Source organism: Mesorhizobium sp. M5C.F.Ca.IN.020.32.2.1, assembly GCF_004023105.1.
In the GTDB taxonomy this organism is placed as follows: Bacteria; Pseudomonadota; Alphaproteobacteria; order Rhizobiales; family Rhizobiaceae; genus Mesorhizobium; species Mesorhizobium wenxiniae.
Genome location: NZ_RZSX01000859.1, coordinates 1 through 2,635, shown reverse-complemented (window position 1 = coordinate 2,635; position 2,635 = coordinate 1). Strand labels below are relative to the sequence as shown.

The 2,635-nt window shown below is 65.0% G+C and carries 3 protein-coding genes and 1 pseudogene; 3 read left to right on the top strand and 1 reads right to left on the bottom strand.

The features are described from left to right. A partial coding sequence (locus EOA86_RS40765; RefSeq protein ID WP_245497422.1) for a hypothetical protein occupies positions 1-279 on the bottom strand: 279 nt, incomplete at its 3' end. Here EOA86_RS40765 and mltG point away from each other — a divergent pair. From mltG to EOA86_RS29980, 3 genes and pseudogenes are all read left to right on the top strand, one after another. Beyond that, on the top strand, positions 266-1,348 hold the full coding sequence (gene mltG / locus EOA86_RS29990) for an endolytic transglycosylase MltG (RefSeq protein WP_245497421.1): 1,083 nt from the start codon (positions 266-268) through the stop codon (positions 1,346-1,348). The genes EOA86_RS40765 and mltG overlap by 14 nt on opposite strands. A gap of 176 nt (positions 1,349-1,524) precedes the next feature. After that, positions 1,525-2,415, top strand: a complete 891-nt coding sequence (locus EOA86_RS29985) for a YicC/YloC family endoribonuclease (protein ID WP_128344940.1) — start codon at positions 1,525-1,527, stop codon at positions 2,413-2,415. 5 nt (positions 2,416-2,420) lie between these two features. Continuing rightward, positions 2,421-2,635, top strand: a pseudogene (locus EOA86_RS29980) (guanylate kinase); the annotation flags it as partial.

Genomic DNA, 2,635 nt, shown 5'->3' with positions numbered 1-2,635 from the left:
TGGCTGACCGGTCAGCCGGCCGGCACGGCGTATGCGTGCCGTCAATTTTGCCATATTCGCCCCTACTCTGCCCAAGGGGAGTCGTTGCAAGACCAAACGGTAGGGCGCCATGAACACGAATGCGGCGGACAACGGGGAATTCGGGCAACGGTCCACACCGTCGAGTCCGATCGTGCCGAAGACGGCCAGCGAGGCATTGCGGCCCGAAGCCGGCACGCCGCCGCCCAAGCGCTCCCGCGCCTCGCGCAGCCAGTTCGTTGTGTTCATGAACTTCGTCATCTCCTTGGTGATGCTGTTGATTCTGGCGGCCGGTTTTGCGTTGTATTTCGGCAAGCAGGAATTCAACGAGCCCGGCCCGTCTGCCAATGCCGACACCTTTCTGGTCAAGCCGAACACCGGCGTCCAGGAAATTGCAGAGCAGCTCGAGCGGCGCGGACTGATCAGCGACGCGCGCATCTTCCGCCTTGGCGTGCGTGCCTTTGGCAATGATTCTGCTCTGAAGGCCGGCGAATACGAGATCAAGCCGCAGGCCTCCATGCGCGACATCATGGAGTTGCTGAAGAGCGGCAAGTCGGTGATGTATTCGCTGACCGTCCCCGAGGGACTGACGGTCGAGCAGGCGCTGCAGCGCATCGCCGAGCAGGCAGCGCTCGACGGCGATATGCCGGCGACCATTCCACCCGAGGGCAGCCTTGCTACCGACACGCTGCGTTTCACCCGCGGCGCGACACGCCAGCAGATGGTCGACAAGCTTTTGGCGGATCAGAAGAAGCTGGTCGAGGATGTCTGGCAGCGGCGCGCGCCCGATCTGCCTCTGGCCAATGTCGACGACTTCGTCATCCTGGCTTCGATCGTCGAGAAGGAGACGGGCAAGGGCGACGAACGCTCACGGGTCGCCGCCGTCTTTCTCAACCGGCTGGCCAAGGGCATGCGGCTGCAGTCCGATCCGACCATTATCTACGGCCTGTTCGGCGGCAAGGGCAAACCCGCGGACCGCCCGATCTACCAGTCGGACATCAAGAAGCCGACGCCCTACAACACTTATCTGATCAATGGCCTGCCGCCGACGCCGATCGCCAATCCTGGCCGCGCGGCGCTGGAAGCGGTAGCCAACCCGTCGAAGACCGACGACCTCTATTTCGTCGCCGACGGCACCGGCGGTCACGTCTTTGCCGCGACGCTCGCCGAGCACAATGAGAACGTCGCCCGCTACCGGGCGCTGCAGAAGAAGCTGGCCGATGACGCTGCCAAGGCCGGAACTGCCAAGGCCGACGCCGCCAAGGTGGAAGGTCAGACCGATGCGCCGGTGGACGGCGGCGATGATGGCGACGCGGGACCGGCGCAGTAGCGCCGGACGGTTCTGGGGTCGTCCCTCCGATTCGTTTGACGGCAGGGACGTGCTGATTTTGTGATCATGAGCGCCTTGCGTCCGATTCGGCGCGAAGGCGCTCCGGTATTTTGAAGCCGCGCATGTCTGGCCGGAACCGCTTCCGGGATCATGCGCCAGGGGGAAGCAAGGGCATCATGAATTTGCAGAGCATGACCGGTTTTGCACGGGCCGTCGCCGAACATGACGGCACGTCGATCGCCTGGGAGGTCAAGTCGGTCAACGGCAAGAGCGTCGAGGTCAGGCTGCGGCTGCCGCAGGGCCTCGAGCGGCTCGAGCCGGCCGCCAGGCAGACGGTGCAAAAGCGCTTTGCGCGCGGCAATTTCCAGGCAACGCTGACAGTCAGCCGTGCCGCCGGCCAGCAGGCGCAGCAAGTGGTCAACGAGGCCTTCCTGAGGGATCTGGCGGGGCTGGCGAAGCGGCTGCAGGAGCAGTTCGGCGTAGCGCCTGCGACAGCCGACGGGCTGCTTTCGCTACGCGGCGTGCTCGACATCCCCGAAACCACCGAAACCGAAGAGGCGCGGGCGGCGCTCGACAGCGCGATTCTCTCGGCGCTCGAAGTGGCGCTGGGCGGGCTGGAGCAGGCACGCCAGGGCGAGGGCGCCGCCCTACGCTCGCTGCTGTCCGGCCATATCGACGCTATCGAGGCGCTGACGGTGCGCGCCGAGGCCGATCCGTCGCGCGAGCCGACGGTGATTCGGGAACGGATTGCCGAGCAGGTTCGGCTGCTGATGGATGCCTCCGCCAATCTCGACGCCAGCCGGTTGCATATGGAGGCGGCGTTCCTAGCCACCAAGGCCGACATCCGCGAGGAGATCGACCGGCTGAGGACGCATGTGGCGTCCGGTCGGGTGCTGCTGGCAGGCGGCGGCGCCATCGGCCGCAAGCTCGATTTTCTGGCGCAGGAATTCAACCGCGAATCGAATACGCTGTGTTCGAAGTCGAACGCCGCTGCGGTCACTGCCATAGGGCTGGAGCTGAAGGCGGTCGTCGACCAGTTTCGCGAACAGGTCCAGAATCTGGAGTAACCCTGATGGTCGCCAAGGAGCCTATGGTTGCCAGGGATTTGGGTTCCCGCATTCGCCGCCGGGGTCTTATGCTCGTGCTGTCGTCGCCGTCCGGGGCCGGCAAGTCGACGATCGCGCGCAATCTTCTGGAAAGCGATTCCAGTCTCGACCTGTCGGTCTCCGTCACCACGCGGCCGCGCCGCGGCAGCGAGATCGAAGGCGTCCACTATCATTTCCGGAC

Coding starts and splice junctions, on each gene's coding strand:
- mltG (WP_245497421.1), top strand. CDS start 266: ATGAACTTCGTCATCTCCTTGGTGATGCTGTTGATTCTGGCGGCCGGT.
- EOA86_RS29985 (WP_128344940.1), top strand. CDS start 1,525: ATGAATTTGCAGAGCATGACCGGTTTTGCACGGGCCGTCGCCGAACAT.